21 protein-coding genes and 2 pseudogenes are annotated in these 16,875 nt (G+C 67.5%); 11 read left to right on the plus strand and 12 right to left on the minus strand.

Annotation, left to right across the window (positions count from 1 at the left end; genetic code table 11):
- Nucleotides 1-193 precede the first annotated feature (193 nt).
- On the minus strand, nt 194-784 hold the full coding sequence (locus ACFUPX_RS23465) for a TetR/AcrR family transcriptional regulator (RefSeq protein WP_383325818.1): 591 nt from the start codon (nt 782-784) through the stop codon (nt 194-196).
- A 90-nt stretch (nt 785-874) separates the two neighbouring features.
- Between ACFUPX_RS23465 and ACFUPX_RS23470 the strand changes: the two genes are divergently transcribed.
- The 4 genes from ACFUPX_RS23470 to ACFUPX_RS23485 all read left to right on the plus strand — a co-directional run bounded on the left by ACFUPX_RS23470 (nt 875) and on the right by ACFUPX_RS23485 (nt 2,866).
- Nucleotides 875-1,321 carry an anthrone oxygenase family protein gene (locus ACFUPX_RS23470; protein WP_383325821.1) on the plus strand — a complete coding sequence of 149 codons (447 nt, stop codon included), beginning with the start codon at nt 875-877 and terminating at the stop codon, nt 1,319-1,321.
- A gap of 116 nt (nt 1,322-1,437) precedes the next feature.
- Nucleotides 1,438-1,788 carry an antibiotic biosynthesis monooxygenase family protein gene (locus ACFUPX_RS23475; RefSeq protein WP_383325823.1) on the plus strand — a complete coding sequence of 117 codons (351 nt, stop codon included), beginning with the start codon at nt 1,438-1,440 and terminating at the stop codon, nt 1,786-1,788.
- Nucleotides 1,789-1,820: 32 nt separating this feature from the next.
- Nucleotides 1,821-2,207: a VOC family protein gene (locus tag ACFUPX_RS23480; RefSeq protein ID WP_383325826.1), complete on the plus strand. Its 387-nt coding sequence runs from the start codon at nt 1,821-1,823 to the stop codon at nt 2,205-2,207.
- Between the two features lie 230 nt (nt 2,208-2,437).
- A complete protein-coding gene (locus tag ACFUPX_RS23485) occupies nt 2,438-2,866 on the plus strand; it encodes a DUF4267 domain-containing protein (protein ID WP_383325829.1) in 429 nt (142 codons plus the stop codon).
- 176 nt (nt 2,867-3,042) lie between these two features.
- Here ACFUPX_RS23485 and ACFUPX_RS23490 read toward each other — a convergent pair whose 3' ends face one another.
- Both ACFUPX_RS23490 and ACFUPX_RS23495 read right to left on the minus strand, forming a co-directional pair.
- Complete coding sequence (locus tag ACFUPX_RS23490) at nt 3,043-3,642, minus strand: TIGR03086 family metal-binding protein (protein WP_383325832.1); 600 nt, start codon at nt 3,640-3,642, stop codon at nt 3,043-3,045.
- A 331-nt stretch (nt 3,643-3,973) separates the two neighbouring features.
- Nucleotides 3,974-4,648 (minus strand): alpha/beta hydrolase, encoded by a 675-nt coding sequence (locus ACFUPX_RS23495; RefSeq protein WP_383325835.1) that lies wholly within the window; start codon nt 4,646-4,648, stop codon nt 3,974-3,976.
- A 353-nt stretch (nt 4,649-5,001) separates the two neighbouring features.
- Between ACFUPX_RS23495 and ACFUPX_RS23500 the strand changes: the two genes are divergently transcribed.
- Both ACFUPX_RS23500 and ACFUPX_RS23505 read left to right on the plus strand, forming a co-directional pair.
- Nucleotides 5,002-5,439: a hypothetical protein gene (locus ACFUPX_RS23500; RefSeq protein ID WP_383325838.1), complete on the plus strand. Its 438-nt coding sequence runs from the start codon at nt 5,002-5,004 to the stop codon at nt 5,437-5,439.
- Between the two features lie 159 nt (nt 5,440-5,598).
- A pseudogene (locus ACFUPX_RS23505) lies at nt 5,599-6,002 on the plus strand (IS701 family transposase); the annotation flags it as partial.
- 780 nt (nt 6,003-6,782) lie between these two features.
- Here ACFUPX_RS23505 and ACFUPX_RS23510 read toward each other — a convergent pair.
- The gene (locus ACFUPX_RS23510) at nt 6,783-6,986 is read right to left on the minus strand and encodes a cold-shock protein (RefSeq protein ID WP_331907913.1); all 204 of its coding nucleotides are present in this window, start codon (nt 6,984-6,986) and stop codon (nt 6,783-6,785) included.
- A 519-nt stretch (nt 6,987-7,505) separates the two neighbouring features.
- Nucleotides 7,506-8,447 carry a type II CAAX prenyl endopeptidase Rce1 family protein gene (locus ACFUPX_RS23515; protein ID WP_383325842.1) on the minus strand — a complete coding sequence of 314 codons (942 nt, stop codon included), beginning with the start codon at nt 8,445-8,447 and terminating at the stop codon, nt 7,506-7,508.
- Nucleotides 8,448-9,032: 585 nt separating this feature from the next.
- On the opposite strand from ACFUPX_RS23515, the gene ACFUPX_RS23520 reads away from it, so the two are divergent.
- Together ACFUPX_RS23520 and ACFUPX_RS23525 are read left to right on the plus strand one after the other, a co-directional pair.
- A complete protein-coding gene (locus ACFUPX_RS23520) occupies nt 9,033-9,665 on the plus strand; it encodes a phosphotransferase (protein ID WP_383325844.1) in 633 nt (210 codons plus the stop codon).
- A 313-nt stretch (nt 9,666-9,978) separates the two neighbouring features.
- On the plus strand, nt 9,979-10,464 hold the full coding sequence (locus tag ACFUPX_RS23525; RefSeq protein WP_383325847.1) for a phospholipase: 486 nt from the start codon (nt 9,979-9,981) through the stop codon (nt 10,462-10,464).
- Nucleotides 10,465-10,723: 259 nt separating this feature from the next.
- On the opposite strand, the pseudogene ACFUPX_RS23530 reads toward ACFUPX_RS23525, so the two are convergent.
- From ACFUPX_RS23530 to ACFUPX_RS23540, 3 genes and pseudogenes are all read right to left on the minus strand, one after another.
- Nucleotides 10,724-10,822: pseudogene (locus ACFUPX_RS23530) on the minus strand (IS5/IS1182 family transposase); the annotation flags it as partial.
- 30 nt (nt 10,823-10,852) lie between these two features.
- Entirely contained in the window at nt 10,853-11,791 is a 939-nt protein-coding gene (locus ACFUPX_RS23535; RefSeq protein ID WP_383325850.1) for an alpha/beta hydrolase family protein, read from the minus strand.
- 28 nt (nt 11,792-11,819) lie between these two features.
- Nucleotides 11,820-12,101, minus strand: coding sequence for a hypothetical protein (locus ACFUPX_RS23540; protein ID WP_383325854.1), 282 nt, complete (start codon nt 12,099-12,101; stop codon nt 11,820-11,822).
- 150 nt (nt 12,102-12,251) lie between these two features.
- Here ACFUPX_RS23540 and ACFUPX_RS23545 point away from each other — a divergent pair, with 150 nt between their 5' ends.
- Nucleotides 12,252-12,632 (plus strand): MerR family transcriptional regulator, encoded by a 381-nt coding sequence (locus ACFUPX_RS23545; protein WP_383325857.1) that lies wholly within the window; start codon nt 12,252-12,254, stop codon nt 12,630-12,632.
- 240 nt (nt 12,633-12,872) lie between these two features.
- Here ACFUPX_RS23545 and ACFUPX_RS23550 read toward each other — a convergent pair whose 3' ends face one another.
- From ACFUPX_RS23550 to ACFUPX_RS23560, 3 genes are all read right to left on the minus strand, one after another.
- Nucleotides 12,873-13,448, minus strand: a complete 576-nt coding sequence (locus ACFUPX_RS23550; RefSeq protein ID WP_383325860.1) for a hypothetical protein — start codon at nt 13,446-13,448, stop codon at nt 12,873-12,875.
- 160 nt (nt 13,449-13,608) lie between these two features.
- Entirely contained in the window at nt 13,609-14,046 is a 438-nt protein-coding gene (locus ACFUPX_RS23555) for a DUF4873 domain-containing protein (RefSeq protein WP_383325863.1), read from the minus strand.
- Complete coding sequence (locus ACFUPX_RS23560) at nt 14,043-14,942, minus strand: diiron oxygenase (protein WP_383325866.1); 900 nt, start codon at nt 14,940-14,942, stop codon at nt 14,043-14,045. Before ACFUPX_RS23560 ends, ACFUPX_RS23555 begins: the two co-directional genes overlap by 4 nt.
- Nucleotides 14,943-15,088: 146 nt before the next feature.
- Between ACFUPX_RS23560 and ACFUPX_RS23565 the strand changes: the two genes are divergently transcribed.
- Together ACFUPX_RS23565 and ACFUPX_RS23570 are read left to right on the plus strand one after the other, a co-directional pair.
- A complete protein-coding gene (locus ACFUPX_RS23565) occupies nt 15,089-15,715 on the plus strand; it encodes a TetR/AcrR family transcriptional regulator (protein ID WP_383325868.1) in 627 nt (208 codons plus the stop codon).
- Nucleotides 15,716-15,854: 139 nt separating this feature from the next.
- On the plus strand, nt 15,855-16,073 hold the full coding sequence (locus ACFUPX_RS23570) for a hypothetical protein (protein ID WP_383325871.1): 219 nt from the start codon (nt 15,855-15,857) through the stop codon (nt 16,071-16,073).
- A gap of 324 nt (nt 16,074-16,397) precedes the next feature.
- On the opposite strand, the gene ACFUPX_RS23575 is transcribed toward ACFUPX_RS23570, so the two are convergent.
- Nucleotides 16,398-16,667 carry a hypothetical protein gene (locus ACFUPX_RS23575; RefSeq protein ID WP_383325873.1) on the minus strand — a complete coding sequence of 90 codons (270 nt, stop codon included), beginning with the start codon at nt 16,665-16,667 and terminating at the stop codon, nt 16,398-16,400.
- Between the last annotated feature and the right edge of the window lie 208 nt (nt 16,668-16,875).

Below are 16,875 nucleotides of genomic sequence, written 5' to 3' on the forward strand. Positions count from 1 at the left end.
CGATGCCCGATACGGCCCCACGCGCATCCGGGCCACCTGGGGCGGGGCCAGGGGCCAGAGCGTTTGGATTCTCAGAGCGAAGGGCTGAAACCTGGTTCGCCAGGGGCAGTTCGCGTGCCGCGTGTTCCGCATCGGCCGCAGCCCGCGAGTCGTCACCGCATCATTGCTCCGGATCCTCGAGCGCGAGCCACTACTATCCAGGCGTTCCGGGCACGGGGAGCCGGTCCACCAGCAGCTCGACCCGCGACTCTGAGTCCTCCAGCGGTAGCCGTCCCGCCCGGGTCAGGGTCGCCACCCCGTGCAGGGACGCCCAGAACACCTCGGTGAAGAGCCCCGGTTCGACGCCGTCCCCGGCAACCTCACCGAGGCACTCCAGCAGCGCGGCGAAGGCGTCCTTCAACGGCTCGGGGGTGTCCTCCTGCGCGTACGCCAGGCCGCCGTCGAGCTGGAACAAGGCGTCGTAGACCGCCGGATGGCGTGCGGCGAAGGCGAGGTAGGCACGGGCCAGCGCGGTGACCCGGGCGCGTGGGCCGTCCGCGGCGGAGGCCGCGGCCCGCACCGCCTGGGCCATCTCTGTGGCGCCCTGCAGAGCGACGGCGCCGATGATCTCCCGTTTGCCGCGGAAGTGGCTGTAGAGGACGGGCTGGCTGTATTCGATGCGCTCGGCGAGCCGGCGGGTGGTGACCGCGTCCCAGCCCTGCTGCTCGGCGAGTTCGCGGGCCGTCGCCACGATGAGGCGCTCGCGGTCCGCCCGTTCGCGCTGCTTGCGTTCCTGTACCGACATGATTCGATCCTAGCACCGCTAGACAATCGAGCGGCAGTAGTACTAGCGTTGCCTCATCAGCTAGCAATGCTAGATACCGGAGGGATCGTCATGCTCCAAGCGCTCGAGGTCGTCACTACCGTGATCGTCGGCCTGATGGTGGGGGTGGAGTTCTCCGTCGCCTTCATCATGAACCGGATCCTCAACGCCCTCCCCGAGGACAGCAGCCAACTCGGCCACGCCCACGGAGGCCGGATGCTGGGCGCCGTGATGCCGTTCTGGTACATCGGCTCGCTCATCCTCGTCGGCATCTGGGCTGTCGCCGGGTGGCACCACCACGGCACCGGCCTCGTCGTCACCGCCGGCGCGCTGCTGCTCCTCAGCGTGGTCATGTCGATTCTGCTGCTTGTTCCGATCAACAACCGGAGCAAGGCGTGGACCCCCGACAACAGGCCCGCTGACTGGAGGCAGCAGTTGAACCGCTGGGGCCGCTGGCACTACGTCCGCGTCGCCGTCATCATCGCCGCCTTCACCCTGCTGGTCGCCGCCCTCGCCTGAGCCCGCGGGCCCACCCGCCCGGTCGCCAGCCATAACCGCTCTGGTCTCCCCCGGACGCAGCCCCCAGCGATGCCCATGCACCGATAGCGAACCGATAGCGAGAGGAAGTTCCGAAAATGGCCAAGCTGCAGAGTCTCGACCCGAACACACCGATGCACGCGCAGTTCAAGGAGAAGACCGGGCCCATCGTCCTTGGCAACACCTTCGTCGTCCCGAGGGAGAGCACTGAATCGTTCCTGGCCCTCTTTCACAGACAGGCCGAGTTCATGAAGGCTCAGCCGGGATTCGTCTCCCTGCAGATGCACAAGGGAACGGCGGACAGCCGGCTTCTGATGAACGTCGCGGTCTGGGAATCGACCGAGGCTCTCGCCAGGGCGTTCGCCAACCCGGAGTTCCAGCGCATCGCCGCCGAGTTCCCCGACGACATCGTGTCCTACCCGCACATCTTCGAGCAGATCGACGCATGACACGGCAGCTGTAGCCCCGAAGAGGAGTCACTTTGACCGTGGAACTGAATCACACCATCGTCCCCGCCCGTGACCCGCAAGCGTCGGCGCGGTTCCTGGCCGACATCCTCGGCCTGAGCGTCGACCCGCCGGTGGCGCACTTCACGCCGGTCACGCTGACCAATCAAGTCAGCTTGGACTACGACCAGTTGGACGACTTCGAGCCGCATCACTACGCGTTCCTGGTCGGCGAGCGGGAGTTCGACGCCGCCCTCGCCCGCATCGAGCACGGCGGAGTCACCCACTACGGCGATCCCGGCTGCCGAGACATCGGGCAGATCTATCGCAGCAAGCACATCGAAGGGCGAAGGGGCGTCTACTTCCGCGACCCCGACGGACACCTCATGGAAATCCTCACCCAGGGCGGCGCCGGGGTGTGAGGCCGATGGCGGCCCAGCGGATCACGGCTCCGCTGGTGGCGTCAGGATCGCGTACGTAGTCGCGGGCGAGACGGCGATGCACAGTCAGCCACGTCAGCGCCCGCTCCCCAGGCAGGCACGATCAGGGGTGCCCGAGTATGGCGACCTTGCGCGCCCCAGCCACGCCCGCCGCTGCCCCTTGCCCCGTGCCCCGTGCCCCACTTCAGCTTGAACGCCAAAGGAGAAGCACCGTGTCACTGAAGAATGTCAACACAGTCCTGGCCACCGCCATCACCCTGTTCGTCCTCTACCTCGGCCTGAGCTTCATCCTGACCCCGGAGACGTCCGCCCCCGGCGTCGGCCTCCCCAACTGGCCCGCCGGCGACGGCGACGGCTTCCTCGTCATGAAGGGCATCCGCGAATTCGCGATGGGCCTGGTCATCGGCATACTGCTGGTGACGGGCCTCCGCCGCGCCCTGGGCTGGGTCCTGCTGATGGAGGCCGTCGCCCCGTTCGGCGACATGATCAACGTCTTGGCCCACCAAGGCTCCATCGCCGCCGCGTTCGGCATCCACGGCCTGACTTCGGCGCTCATCGCGATCACGGGCCTGCTCACCCTCCGCGAGACCAGCAAGACCCACAAGGCTGCCGCCCCAACATCCGCCATGCAGACTGCCTGACAGCTACATGCCCCGAAGGGGTGGCCCGGCACCCCAAGATCAGCCCTCCCGCTTCCCTCGAGGACCTGCGGAGAGGCCGATCCAGACCAGCCACCCAACGTGCGGCTGGGATGCTCCAGGTGAAAGATGCTGGTGACGACGTGGACGGCGCAGTTCGAGCTCGCCTTCACCGTCGCTCAGCGGCCCATCAGCCGCAGCAGTCGGGCTTGGCGGGCCTCCTCGGCCAGGGGTCGGTCCCTAGCAGCAGCGAAGAATCGGTGGGTGGTGTCGGCGGAGACAGGTGACTCCGCCAAGCCGGCGTAGATTTCGGCGAGGTGATCCTCGATCCAGGCCACGAGCTCTGGGTCTAGTTCCTCGGGAGCGCCAAGTGCCCGGGCCAGGTCCCAGGTGTGAACGGTCGCGTCCGTGGTGCGAACGGCGAGGGCCTGCTCTCCGGTCACCGGGCCGAGGGGGTAGTCAAGGATCTGCTGTAGGGCGCCCGGCTTGCGGAACGCCGTGGCGCACTCCCGCACCGATTGGATGTAGGCACCCACCGGATCGCCGCCAAGGGCGTCCTCATCCCGGAGCCGGAGGAAATCGGCTGCCGTGCCACCGTCCAGCAGGGAGATGTAGTTGAGGTTTCCCCGGACCATGTGGTTGACGAGCCGGCGTACGTTCCACTCCGCGCAGGGGGTGGGTGCCGTCCACTGCTCGGGCCGTACCGCGCGCAGCCTGCGGGTGAACCCGCGGCCGGAAAGCAGGTAGCGGTCGATGATGCCGACGAAGGGATATGACATAGCCGCAGCGTAGGTGTGCCGGTGGCAATGTTCTGGCGGGAATCAGCCGTCAAGCTATCGGGACGCCCCGCCCCCACTGGCCACTCAGTCAAGGCTTGGCTCTGACTCGATGCCATTTCCGCCCCCGACACACGCGACCGGAGCCAGGTGCCGCCAGAGTCAGAACCCATTCGTGAACCCGAACCCCATTCCACGGCGTTGGTAAGGCCCAAGGACTCGGGGTTCCGAGGAGCCGTGGTTATTGGCTCCGAGGATCTGGGGACCGGTCGACGCTACGTATCCCGTCGCGGACGTGCCGACCTGGCCACGCCAAGGTCGCCTCGGTTCGGGTTCAACTACCGTTGCCCGCAAGCTGACGCTGGATCAGGTCGGCCACGGCCGCCGGGCGACCCAGATAGGGCGAGTGGCTCGTGTCCCACACCTCCGAGCGAGAGCAACGCCCGGCGAAGCGGTCCGGAAGTGGAGTCGCGATGGTCCGGTCTTGCTGCCCACGGAGGTAGATGGACGGGGTCTCCCGCCAACTCACACGAGTAGGCGTGGCATTGAATATCGAAGGAGGTTCCGGACGCAGCAACTCCACCGCACGCGTGGCCGCCGGTTCATCAATGTCGCCGAAGAGCTTCGCCCGGGCATCGTCCGGGTCAAGGCAGAGTCGCCCATCCGCGTCCGGCAGCGCGAGCAACCCCTCGCCGGGCTCGCCAGGGCTCTCCGCGAGAACCTTGGCCGGGGATTCATCGACGTCGAGAATCCAGCTGTTGAGGAAGACCAACGCGGCAGCACCACGCACCGTCCCAGCGGTGACACCGCCGAACGAATGCCCCACCACGACCGACGGATCCGACGAGCCCGAGACGATGGCCTCAACCTTCGCGGTGCTCTCGGCGAGCGACAACTCGTAGAGGTCGGGCACCTCCACAGACAGACCCCGGGCGCGCAACAGAGCCGCAAGCTGGGCGTAGTGAGCGGGCTGGTGCCAGGCTCCGTGAAGGATGATCACGTCAGTCATCTGTTCACATTACCGCCCAATACCCGGCCGCCGCCTCGCACTGAGCATGGCCGGAGAACGTACAGCCCGCGTACAGCCCGCGTAGGTGGCAGGCGGGCCCACGTCGCGCGCAGCGCCGACGGTGAATACGACGCGGGGCGCGGGCAGAAGATCGGCATCTGCTGGTGCAGTGGAGGTGAGCGAGCTACCCCGTACGATCATTCCTTGAGGTTCCTGGGGACGCTGGCATGGTCATTCGTCGAGCCCCCGGTCCGCGCGGTGCGGCTTCTTTTTCACCGGCGCGACCAGATGCGGTTGTACCTGGCGGTTGAGAAAGCAAGCGGCGAGGGGGTCTGATCAGGCACCATGCACGGGTGAGCATCATCATCAAGTTCTTCATCGCCCCCGACGACACCTCAGCAGCGAGCTCCGTGGACAGCGGGCCGGACGGAGTCTTCAACTCGCTGGACTGCGGCAACTTTGATGCCTCCGAGGCGGTGCTCGAGTGGGAGAGCTTGTTTACCGGGCAGAGCTTCGAGGCACTCGTCGCATCCGATGAGCCTCGTACGGTGGCAGAGCACGAGGAGGGGGACGGTCCGCTGCTGTTCGTCGTCTCGGAGGTGCTCCAAGGGGCGCTGACCACCGCTTCGCCTGCCCGCCTTGCCGAGGTCGGCGAGCTGTGGATCCAGGAGCGGGCTGTTGAGGGCGATGCCTTCGACCCGGAGATGGTGGGGGAACTCCTGCGCGATCTGGCGGGACTGGCCCGCACCGCCCATGGGCAGGGCCACGGCCTGTACTGCTGGATGGCCTGACGTCTCAGCTGCCACCACGCGGTTCTGCCGTCTGGACCAGGGCGGAAAGGCTGCGGCCACCCGTGATCATCGTGGTTTGTGAAGACAACGGGCGACCAAGCGGTGGCCGCACGCCACAGCGTAGATCCGGCCCGATGGCAGGACACGTTCGAGGGCCTGATGGACCGAATCGCGGACCGCTTCGCACACGTGGAACCCCGTCGGCGAGTCAAACGGTTGGTGCTCGGCCCCCTGTTTGACCTGCCTCGCAAGAACCTGCTCAGCCGGATCAAGTGGGACGCCGACGCAGCGCGTGACCACGTGCGGGACTACGTCGTGGAGCACCTGCACGACGAGCAGGCGGTCCTGGTGGTCGATGAGACCGGTGACGTACGGACCCGGGCCGCTGTCGTGCCGGTGAGCTCGGTGAGGAAATCTCCTTCGCCACCCGCCCGGCTCATCGACGCGGGCCACTTGACCCCGCGGGTAGCGGGCGACGAGGCCTACGGGGGCGACCCGAAACTGCGAAGTATGTGAAGTAAGGCGGCGTTGGCTACGTTCTCGCGGTGGCCCGCTCGCACGAAACGGCTAGGCGTCAAGAGGCAGGGCTCCAGCGCTCCAGCATTCGGGCCGATCACCACCACCAGGTCGAGCACGGTCAGGCTGTACTCGATGAGGCCGTCGGCGTAGCCGCCATCACTCCAGATGAGGGCCAGTTGGTGGTGAGCGTCGGCGGCAGTCACCAGCAGCGGGGCTCCCCCGATGCTCGGTCGTACACCACCCGACAGCGTGAGGCACTTGACCCCAACACGTAAGTACGGGGCTGCCCACGCGCCGGGCCAGCGCATCGCCAGCATCTCCCACTCCCCCGCCACTGCATGCCGCCGCGCTGCGGGTGGCGACCGAGGATCTGGAGCATCAGCCGTCGCCCGCAGCCCAATTGCGAGTCGGCGGCACGGCCGGCGACTGGCGTGGAATCTCGGCCGTGGCCCGCGTCATGTCGCGGGGCCCGGTGACGGTGCACGACAGGGTCCGCGTCGGCAGCATCACCAAGGGCTTCGGCTCCACGGTGGTGCCGAAGCTCGTGGCAAAATCGTACGGTGAGACGACCGGCGCAGCCGGAGACAGCGCCCCAAGCGGCCGAGTACAGGAAACCGCCAGCCAAGGTCGGTCGTCGGTCCCCAGGTCCGCCGCAACAGATCAGGGCCGCGCAGCCATTGCTACGCGGCCCTGGTCCTGCCCGCCACGAGTCCTGTCGACGACCGGCGCGCGAGCGGGGCCCATGGTCCGGCTGAAAGGACCCCGCGCAGGTTGTGGCAGTCGTCGGACACGGCGGGTGTGATTCCTCGGGAACGGCCGAGAGGTCAGGCCGGGTTGATGTTCTCGGCCTGCGGGCCCTTCTGGCCCTGGGTGATGTCGAACGTCACGGTCTGGCCCTCCTGGAGCTCACGAAAGCCGGAGGAGTTGATCGCGGAGTAGTGCGCGAAGACATCCGGGCCGCCACCGTCCTGAGCGATGAAGCCGAAACCCTTCTCCGCGTTGAACCACTTCACAGTCCCCGTAGCCATAGTCATGCCTTCCAGTCGATGAACGCCTCCCACTCCATGTGGAAGGCAGAGGTGATCGCCCTGGTTCCTGCGCCACAGCACAGCAAAATGCCCACGCCGAAAAGCGTGGGCAAAAAGGGAACTCCGAACCACGACAGCTGACGCAGACGCTACACGCCCGCACTCCACGTCACCATAGAAATGATCACTTCGCACACCGGGATCAATCCTGACGCGACCGCTGAAACCGGCTCATGCTCACCTCAGTCACGGCCCGGGTGCTGGATGCTCCGGTGGCGCGGCGGTGTTCGGCATGATGCGCTGGGCTTCTTCGAGTTGGTCTTCGAGGATGACGATGCGGCAGGCAGCCTCGATGGATGCCCCCCTGGCGATCAGGGGGTCGGCCCTCCCTTACGTTAGGTTCCACAGCGTGACCGGGGGGTCCGCCATTCAGGATGGCGCCGGCGAGTGCGAAGTCCATCTCGTCCAAACCGATCACAGTCACTGCCGACTGGGCATCGGTTCGTTCTGGAGCAGTGTTCATCGCCCGACGCTCTCGGGGGCTGCCGTCGCGGTGGATACCGGCCCAGATCTTCTGCGAAGGAGCCGTCCGCAGACGACGAACGCGGCGGCGGCCACCAGCAGGTACAGCGGGATCAGCAGGACGGCGTCCGGACCGGCCTGCTCGGCCGACCAGCCTGCGTTCCGGTCCTGTCCTTCGAGGGTGATCCGATTGACGGTGAGGAATGTCAGGTGAGTGCCGATGGCCGTCCAGAGCGGCGCCTCACGCAGTGCGGTGCGGGCAGCGACGAGTGTCAGCCCGAAGAGGAACAGCAGGATGAGATAGTCCGCCGTGCGCTGCCCCGGAGGTGCGAGGCCCACGGGCAGGGGCTCGCCTCCGGTCAACCACCGGATCGTGGCCGCGACCGCGCTCGCCGCACCTGGAACCGCCATGAACACCAGGGTCGTTCCCAGGGCGGCTGCCGTGGCGGAGCGGTGCTCGCGCAGTGACGTCCAGGTGAGGCCGCGCAGCGTGGTCTCTTCCGGCAGTGCTTCCAGCAGGAGGGCGACGAGTGCGTTGACGGCGACGAACCCGGCCAGGTCCGACAGGTCGGGGCGGGTCCAGCTCAGGAGTCCCACGGCTGTTCCCGCACCCAGGACGAGCGCGGCGGACGCGGCGGTGATGCCCACGCCAGTCAGCAACGCCCTTACGCTCGCATTCATTTCGCCGAATCCGATGGACGCCCAAGTGCGTCGCCTCCGGCGCAGGGTCACAAGTACGAGGATGGCCGCCACCCCGCTGACCGGTATCGCGGCCACGAGTTGAGCGCCTCGGCCCGACGCGTTCACGGCGTCGGCGAGCGGGGTGCCGAGCGCCATCCCGCTGCCCAGCGCGAGCGCCATGATCGCCCCGCCGGCCATAGCGCGGCCCAGCACGGCACCCCACGACGGCACGCGAGCGGCCCACCGGGCCTCCTTCATACGGCTCACCTCACAGCAGGGCCGCTGACCGGCCGGAACGTGGAACAGGGACGCCGATATCGTCCCCTCCACGTACACCGCAGGTCCTCCTGACGGAGAAGGACAATCCACTGCATCCTTCGATGTACCGGCCCCGTACGAGACCGGCAACGGCCCGTCGCCGCGAACAGGCTCACCCCTGCACGGGTCCGCCGCGGGTTCCGACACCTGCACGCCAAGATCCCCGCCGAACGCTACGACGTCGGCCTGCCTCTGATCACCCGCGCGCTCCACCGCCGACCGACCCACCACAAGATCGCCACCAAACCACGCCGCACCGGATGAAGGGCCAAGTTCAGGGCCTGTGTCCCAACTCCCGCTCGGTAGCCTGGACTGACTGGCATGATCGCTCCCTATGGATGCTGGTCAATGGAGTACCCGCGCGGTGGAGGTGGCTGCTGACCAGGTGGTCAAGCGTTTTCCCGGAGGAGACGGCGGACGCGCTGCGCGCGAGTGGCGCGCTCTGACGCTCCTCTCCGTTCATGCGCCAGGGCTGGCCCCTGAACCCCGGGAGGCGACCTCACAGCTGCCGGGTCAAAGGTGGTGATGTCACGGCTCGCAGGTGTTGCCATGCGTGGGTGGGAACTGAGAGATGAACAGGTCAAGGCACTGGCGGAGGCAGCGCGCAAGCTGCATGCCGCGGTGCCCGCCGACACCCTCCAAGAGGTTCCGATCAGGCCCGGACAACAGAGCGATCTCATCGGCCACCTCATCGTCTGGGCGGGGGCCGCCCGGCCCAAGGCCTCGGATGGCCCGGTGGCGCTGGCCATGGACCGCGGGCTGGACTGGCTCGCCCGCTCAGGCCTGGATACGGACGCAGCGTTGGACGTGCCGCAGGTCTTTGGCCCGGGAGATGCCAGCCTTGCCAACTATCTCTGGGACGGCTCCCGCGTCCGGGTGGTTGACTTCGAGGACTCCGGTCGCAGTGACCGCGCTTTCGAGCTCGCGGAAATCACCGAGCACGTGGGGAGCTGGGTGGAGCACCCGCTCGATGTGCCGTCATTCCTGCGGCACTTCAACTTGACCGCAACCGAATCCGCACGGCTTGAGGACTGTCGCCGGCTCCTCGCCCTGGTCTGGCTGTTCCTCCTGAACTTCGACAGCCAGAGCGCGCACGCAAAGAACCCGGTCGGCACGGTGGAGCGGCAGGCCGACCGTTTGCTGGCCCTGCTTGCCTGACCGGGCATGTGTCCCGCCGAGGACCGCGCGCACCAGGGCGCCACCCCAGCCTTAGCCGACGGTGACTGTGCTATCTCGGGCGCCTGGGATGCGCACCAGCGCTTCTCGCTCAACCGAGAACGGAGGGTGAACGTGGGACCGTTCGCTTTCTCTCCGGCTTGCCGTCACCTTGGGGCAGCACGCGGTGACGGTGGTGGCGTAAACCCCTGTCGGCCAAACGGAGTTCACGCGAACGCCGCGTTTGTTGAGGCGCCAACTGTGGGCATGACAAAGCTTGTTGAGACGGACGTGTCATCCCCCCGCAGGAGGCCCCATGCGCCCTCGACTGACCGCTCTCGCCGTAAGCACAGCTTCCTTCACCCTGGCAATGGGAGTAGCCGCCGCCCCCGCCACCGCCGTGCCCGCGGACAAGGCACAGGTGCTCAGCAGGTGGACCCAGACCGACGCGGGCAGTTACAACGCCTGGGTGTCGGCCAACGGGAACCAGGGGGCCTGGAGCGCGTACCAGTTCAACTGGTCCACCGACTACTGCTCCAGCTCGCCCGACAACCCCCTCGGCTTCCCCTTCAAGACGGCCTGCGCCCGGCACGACTTCGGATACCGCAACTACAAGGAGGCGGGCACCTTCGGCGCGAACAAAGCCCGCGTCGACAGCGCCCTCTACGAGGACCTCAAGAGAGTGTGCACGAGGTACAGCGGGGCGAAGAAAACCACATGCAACGGGACGGCATGGACCTACTACCAGGCCGTCGACAAGCTTGGCTTCTCCGGTGTGGTGGGCGACGGGATCGCCTCCTGACCGGGTGCTCATCTGGGGCGAAGGGCGGTGGCCCCGCGTTCGGGTCACCACTCTCGGCCTCGCCTGCGGCCACGGCGAGGACGCTCGCGCCAGCCCGGGCACTCGGCCGGGGAGGCCTCGACACCCTTGCCCGCAACGACGGCGCCGTCGCTGCCCGCCGCGCCCCGGGCGCGTCACCGGGCGGCGGCGCGGGTCCCCGGCGTGGGGCAGTCCGGTGTAGCGGGTCGAGGAGCCATTCAGATTTTCTCGTGCCACTACGGATGCGGATCGTCCCGCGGGCCCCTGGTAGCCCTTGATCCGCCCAGCAGACAACGCCAGCCTGGGTGAAAGCCTCGACGATGCCGTGTTCCCGGGACGCGGGAGAGCGCGCGCCTGCGGGCCCAGGAGGTCACTTGGACTCGAGTCGTCCCAGCGGGTGGCCATTGCCGAGAACGCTCTGGGCCCTCTCCCAGTGGGTGTGGTCGGTCCCGGTGACGTGGCACAAGTAGGCGAGAGTGACCTGCTGGACGAGGGTGACGCGGCCGGGATCCGCGTCGGTGGTCTCCGCCGCCTGGTAGCCGGAGATGCCGCCGAGGAAGTGCTCACCACCGTGGACGGTGAGAAGGCTCTTGCCGCCGCGGCTGAGGGTGTAGGGGTCGGTGGTCCAGGCCGGTCCCCGGGTGGAGAGCGGGAGGTCATCCTTGTCGCCGGCGACGACGAGTCCGGGGACGGTGATGTGGGAGAAGTCCTGCTCACGCAGCCAGGGAAGGTTCTCGTGGGCGAAGGGGGTCAGCTCGTCGCCGCCCTTGCCGGCGGTGGCCACCTGGATGCTGGCCATGACCCGGGGGTCGGACATGTCTTCAGCGTGGCCGGTCTGAGGGTCCGTGACGCGCAGGCCCACCAGGATGCCGGCGGTCTGGCCGCCGAAAGAGTGCCCTGCCGCGACGATACGGCTGTGGTCGACGCGGCCTGTCAGACCCGGCACGGACGCCTCCAAAGTGTCCAGCTCATTCAGGATGTACTGCATGTCCTGCACCCGGTGACGCCACCATTGGGGCCTGCGGGGATCGTCCGCGGCCATGTCGAGCCGTTTGGAGTCCAGGTGGGTGGCCTGGACGACCACGAAGCCGCGGGAAGCCCAGTGATCGACCAACGGCGCATAGCCGTCCAGGTCCGAACCGAACCCATGGGCGAACAGCACGACCGGCAGGTCGGAACCGGTGACCGGGGCGGAAACGCGTACCTGCAGGTCCTCACCACGCTGCGGTGTGTGCAGCACGAGAGGCTTGACCGCCACGATCGGGGTGGGCTCGGGACCGGTGAGACCGGTCGCCTGGTACATGGTCATGCGCGTGCCTTTCTGATGTGATGCGGGGTCAGTTGGTCTTGAGGTTGAGAATCCGCTCGGTGTGCGTCTGCTCGATGTCGCCGAGGAGCGTCTGGCGCGGATGGATGCCAGTGGCGCGGACATGGAGGTCCTGTCCATCACCACTCCTGGCACCCGGCCCCTTCCGGCGAAGATTCACCGTCCCTCGGCTGCTCAACCTGTTCCCGGTCGCATTGCCGCCCCAAGTGAGCAGGGCTCGACGCAGTTCGGGCGTCCGGGCGTTCTCCTCCAGGCCGATCGCTCTTCGCGGCTGGGCGATGTCCTCACTCACATGGAACGCTCCATTTCATCTGGGCCAGGGCGCATATGGGGTCAACATCGGAGGAATCCTCCGGCGACGGGCACATCGACTACGCTAAAACCTGACGTCGACGTCAAGGGCAAGCGAATGTGGCGCACGCCACAGGAACACGGAGCCGGGATGCGTATTGGGGAACTCGCCCTCCGCACGGGCGTCACCACCCGGGCCCTGCGGTACTACGAGGAGCAGAACCTGCTGGCCGCCGAACGCAGCGCCAGCGGCCAGCGCCATTACGCCGAAGCCGCCGTCGAACGGATCCTCCTGATCCGGCAGCTGTATGCCGCCGGCCTGTCCAGCAAGACCATCGCCGAGCTCACGCCCTGCGTCATCGACAACAAGGCCACGCCCGAGCTGTTGCAGCGCCTGGCCGCCGAGCGAGATCACCTCGACCGGCACATCACTGACCTGACCCACACGCGAGACCGACTCGACTCCGTCATCGCCGGCGCCTCCTCCAACATGCACACCGGCAACCCCTGCCGAACGGATACGACCGGCTGAGACTTGTCCCGCAGGAGTTCTCTGGTGTGTCCGGAGTGGCGTCGGCCAGCCACCGTCAGCCATGGCCACAGTTGTCCCGACAGCAGCCTTCGCTTCGGAACCAACAGCCCGCGGCCCTCCCCAGCGACAGACTCCACGGTCAGCCCTTGCGCACGGGATCCGCACCCTCGCGCCACAACGTTGTGATCCGCTGGCCTAGATGGCGGGGACTCAGCCAACTGAACCAGCGTCATTCGCAGGTCAGTCCTGCCGGTATGCCTCTTCGTGCTCGTTCAGGAGGACGTACGAGGGCTCCAGGGCGGCGGCCTCGCGAGCTCGGTCCAGCAGCTCGGTGAGCGGGGGCGGGGTCAGCCCGAGACGGTCGAGGAACTCGGCGCGGCGCTCGGGCAGGTCGTCCAGGTCGGCCGCCTCACCGAGCTCCTCGTCTTCCTCCTCCCGCAGCGCCAGCAGCGTCGCCTCGTCCACGGGCCGCCCCTCGCTCTCGAGGCTCAGTGCCCGATCCGCGCATGGCAGCGCGGCCAACAACAGCAGGGAGTCACGGAGGTTGACGCCGATGATCCCGGCGGAGCCCTCGGAGTCGGCGAACAGCACGGGCCGGTCCTCGCCGTCACCGGCCCCGCACAGGAAGTACGTGCCGCCTCCGCCGTCCTTGGCTATCGCTTCCAGCGGCTCGCCCGAGGCGAGGTGCACCGGCTCCACGTGGGTGATCGGCCCATAACGTGCGACGCCTGTGTCGAAGTCGAAGGGCCACTCGGCGAGCGCCTCGGCCTTCGGGTCGCTGCGGAGCAGGCCGAGCAGGGAAGGCGAAGACGTCATGCGCGCAACCGTAGGCCACGGTCATGGCAGGGTTCCGGGCGGGGACGACCTCTCCCCCGCCGTCAGCACGTGGTCTTGTCAGCCTTCTCAGCTCGACGACGAAACTGCGGGCCCAACGCTGTGCCCAGGGTGGGGCCCTGGGCTTGGGGCCATGACTCGGTCAATAGCCGTGAGGAGGAAGGCCCACGCCGGTGATGCGGACGTTGCCCCACGGGTCGCGCTCGGTGAGCCGGGCCGAGGCGGCGGCACCATCGCCGATACGGAGGGCCACGCCGTGGCGGTGACCGAGGGACAGCGCGCTGACCTCTTGCGACTCAGTGATCCGGCCGTACCACCGGCGGCTCCCGTCGATGGGTTCGAAGTAGCCACCTAGATGGACCGATACCGCGATGTCGCGCCCCTCGACGAGAAGAGCGGCAGGCCCGATGTATGCCCCGTCGGCTTCGTCTGCTCCCAAGCCGTGGTCAGTGCTGTCGGAGTCCACGTCGCGGAAGGGCGGGGTCCCGCTGCCGGTCTCCTTCCTGCCACGAGCCCACAGTCCGGCGCAGCACGCCGCAGCCAGGAGCAGGGCTCCGTCACGGCCTCGGCGCCGCTTCATGCCACGAACCCCGCGCGACGCCACAGGCTCAGGGACTGACCCTTGAGCAGGTCGTTCTCTTGCAGAAAGGCGGCGAGCTTGGCGAAGCCCTCGATCCTGGCCTGGCGGTGGTGGGGGTTGGAGCGCGCCTGGCGAACGGCCTCGCGCGCATCGAGGCCAGAACGCCGGTACATCTCCGGGTTGATGAACTGCAGGTCCATGAAGGGTCCGCCCAACCCCGCCAGCCGACCGGCGAGTTGCTTCTCCACGGGCCCCGCGTTCGCCATGCGACGTACCACGCCCTGACGGGCGTAAGTGATGTGCCGGGCCTCCTCGGTGACATGAATGCGCATCACTTGGTGTACGAGCGGCTGCAGTTCGGGGTCGTCCATCATGTCCCGTTGCAGGGCGTCGAAGATCTCCTCCCCGATGAGCGCCGCTACCCACAGCATCGTGCCGCGGAAGGCGAAGGGCAGTGCCTTGATGCCCGCGAGCCGGACCGGGTGCTTGCGGTAGGGCCGGGCGCCGACCGTGTCGATGAGCTTCCCGAACATCAGCATGTGGCGGCATTCATCGCCCATCTCCGTGAGGGCGTAATGCGTGTGACGCGAGGTCGGGTCGTCGCCCAGCAGCTTGCGCAGCAGCGCCTGGACGAGGATGTTCTCGAACCAGATCCCCACGCCCATGATGTTCGCCATCTCGTGGCGCGACAGCTCGATCCGCTCCGCGCGCGTCATCCCCTCCCACAGCGGGGTCTTGTAGAGAGAGATGAGCCTGGGTGGCAGGAAGAACTTGTCGGGATCCAGCGGGGCACCCCAGTCGACATCGATCACGGGGTCATAGGCGCGCTTAACCGATCCCGCGAGCAGCCGGTCGGCTGCCTGCTCGCTGTCGAGGACCTTCACTGGACGGACCATCGGGCCTCCCTCAACGATTTACGTTTCCCGACTCGACCGTAAATGCGTCCGGCGAGGGCGGTCAAGGGTTTCGTTTACGATTTCGGCCACTTCTGTAAGCTGATGGCCACCAGAATCAAACTCAAGAGACCTCACATGGGGCCGCCGTGAACGACCGACAGATCCGGGACCGCATCCTCGACGCCGCCCGCGAGTGCCTGGCCGAGTTCGGCTTGTCCAAGCGTCTGCACGCATCGATCGCGGAGCGTGCCGGACTCTCCCGGCCCACCGTCTACAAGTACGTGGGGGATCAGAGCGCCGTCATCGCCGCCCTGCTCGACCGGGAGATCGCCGATTTCCTGGCCGAGGCCGAGGTCGTCCTCACGGCGCGAGGCTCACTGCGCGAACGCTTCACGGAGATCGTGGTCTTCGTGGTCGGCTACGGACGCGCCCACCCCCTGCTGAGCGGCGGGCTGCGCCACAATCCCGATCTCGTACTGCCCTGGTTCACCACCAGGGCCGAGCCTCTGATCGAGCAGGCGCACGCGTTCTTCTCGCCGCACATCAAGCGGGCCATCGCCGAGGGCGAATTCCCCGACGTCGATCCTCGGCCGGTCGTGGAGTGGACCTACCGCATCATCATCTCGCTCTTGCTCACGCCGAGCACCCTGTCGATCGAAGACCCGGACGCACTGCGCAAGTTCGTCTCCCAACTCCTGGACATCGGACTAGGTAGTTCGGATATTCGCCTACCACCCCCGCCTGATGGGCAGCCTCAAGGAAGAGGCGAATGACGGCCGTCCGGGAGGGAGCTGAGAGCAGTGAACTGCCCCTCATGCGGCGGCACGGCACAGCAGGGCCCGGACGGCTCCTGGGCGTGCGGACAATGCGGCCCCATCTCCCACTCCCTGTGTCGTGGGTAGAGTCGGGGCCATGATGTCCGATCAGCCCCACACGCCGGCCATGGAATTTCTGGAGTCCCAGGAGATCACCACGACAGATTGCCGCGGCTGCGGCACGCAGGTGTCAGGCATCAGCGGACGCTACGCCTGTGGGGTGTGTGGTTGGACAAACCCGTGGGACGAGGGCCATCAAGACCTGCCGACCGCTGATGATGACCCTGCCCAGCCCGGACACCGACAGGACATCTGAGCCCATTTGCGTGCGGTTCCCGCTCCATGGCCGCACGGCGCCCGGTCTCCGAGGTGCAGGGCATGCAACACGCCGTCATCGCAATGGAGTTCCGCACATGCCTGGCGTTGCGGCCGGCCTCGGCCGATCAGCCCGCCCGCCGGGTCCGTGACAGGCCCCAGACGCAGCTGGACGGCCAGGCGCAGTTCGACGACGAGCGGCGCCAGGGCCGTGTCACCCCAGGCCACCTCTTCTGCCTGGCCTCTGGCTGTCAGGCTGTCAGGCTGTCTGGCCCATGACGCCTGACTCATTCCGAAACGCTCGGGTATCGGCTTCCTGAGTCGGTCACCGGTGGTGGTGTTCGTCCCGCCGCTCCTGGCGGTTCCAGCGCCCTTGGCGCTGGCGTCGATAGCGGCGGTCCCAGCGGTCCAGACGGTCCCTGCGGTCCCGATAGTCGCGGTACTCGGAATTGCCGCCCTGATTCCTGCTCCCCCTGCCACCCCGGCCATAGTGCACAGCTCCGAAGATCAGCACGGCTGCGGCCACCCACCACAGGGGATTGAGAAAACCGAAGCCGAGCAAGGCCACGACAAGGATGACGAACAAGACGATCACGGCGGGCCTCCGGGGGCGGAACAGATCATCGCTGCCGGGGTCCGGGGCCTCGCTTCGCAGCTTAGCCCTGCCAAGAGGTCACGGATACGTTTCGGCCCATCCCCTTGAGCGTGGTGTCACCGCACCCAGCACTGCGGCAGGCCGATCCACGCGGCCGGGAATCGCGGGTGCCGATCACGGTCTCGCATCCGGCACACGCCTCCTGCGT

The organism is Streptomyces sp. NPDC057302 (assembly GCF_042667685.1).
Lineage (GTDB): Bacteria > Actinomycetota > Actinomycetes > Streptomycetales > Streptomycetaceae > Streptomyces.